Origin of the sequence: Pseudokineococcus marinus (genome assembly GCF_013004605.1) — a bacterium.
Classification (GTDB): domain Bacteria; phylum Actinomycetota; class Actinomycetes; order Actinomycetales; family Quadrisphaeraceae; genus Pseudokineococcus; species Pseudokineococcus marinus.
Map to the genome: position 1 here is coordinate 1 of NZ_JABEMA010000557.1, position 1,074 is coordinate 1,074.

General features: G+C 75.9%; 2 protein-coding genes. Both read right to left on the bottom strand.

Annotated elements, in window-relative coordinates:
* Positions 1 to 114: 114 nt before the first annotated feature.
* Positions 115 to 672, bottom strand: coding sequence for a hypothetical protein (locus HLB09_RS17460; RefSeq protein ID WP_212771332.1), 558 nt, complete (start codon positions 670 to 672; stop codon positions 115 to 117).
* Positions 673 to 779: 107 nt separating this feature from the next.
* Entirely contained in the window at positions 780 to 1,019 is a 240-nt protein-coding gene (locus HLB09_RS17465; protein WP_171204539.1) for a hypothetical protein, read from the bottom strand.
* Positions 1,020 to 1,074: the final 55 nt, after the last annotated feature.

A 1,074-nucleotide genomic window follows, 5' to 3' on the forward strand; every position in this document is an offset into this window, starting at 1 on the left:
CGTCCGGGCCGGCGCCGCGGCGCGTGACCTACGACGCGCACCGGGCCGGCCCGGACGCGACGACGCCGCCGATCCCCGGAGGGAGCGGCGGCGTCGTCCTGGCGCTGCAGCGCCTCAGCGGCGGAAGGTGCGGTCCACCAGCTGCGTGGCGCGGTTCGGCGGGCGCTGCTGCTCGCCGGCGTAGGAGCTGATGCCGATGAGCGTGCCCGTCAGCGACGGGATGACCCACTGCAGCGCGTGCAGCTGGCGCTGCGCGTCGGCGACGTCGGGCGGCGTCTGCGACGACGGCGTCGTGCCTCCGCGCACCGGGACGTCCTGGTGCTCGGACACCTTCTTGCCGAGCACCCGGCTGTAGGCGGTGACGCCGAGGGCCGCCGCCGTGACGAGCGTCTTGGCGACGCTCATCGAGCGCACGCCCGGCTGGCTGTCGAGGCGGTCCCGGTTGCCGAGGAGCTGGCCGACCGAGCCGACGAGGTGCAGGCCGATGGCGGCCGCGTTCACGGGGGTCCAGCGGTCCCAGCCGGCGTTGGCGACGCGACCGGCTTCCTTGGGGTCGCCGGGCTCCGCTGCGGCGCGGTTGAGCGCCACGGCGTTCGCCAGCGTGCCGCCGAACCAGGCGGCGAGGCCGACGTCGTGCATGACGCGCGAGGGCGTGCTGTTCTGCGAGGACACGGGGTACCTCCGGTGGGGTAAGTCCGGTGTGCGGTGCTCCCCCACCCTGGACGCGCACCACCCGGACCGCACGGCGAGGCGCGAGACGGCGCCTCCCCGGGGGCGGTTCAGCCGCGGCTGCGCAGGCTCGTGCGCCGCAGGAGCTGGCCGTCGTCCGTCTGCTGCTTGCGCCGGGCCGCCAGGACGCCCACGACGATCCCCACGACGCCCCAGACCCAGCCGATGTAGTTGACCGGGTCGGTGACGACGAGGACGACGCCGGCGAGGAAGGCCAGCACGCCGAGGAGGGCGACGAGGCGCCGCACGAGGAGGGTCGCCGTCGACTGGTGGATCTCGCTGCTGCTCACGCGGCAGAGCCTAGGGCGGAGCGGACGGCGCCGCCCCGGGCGACCCGCCGCCGCT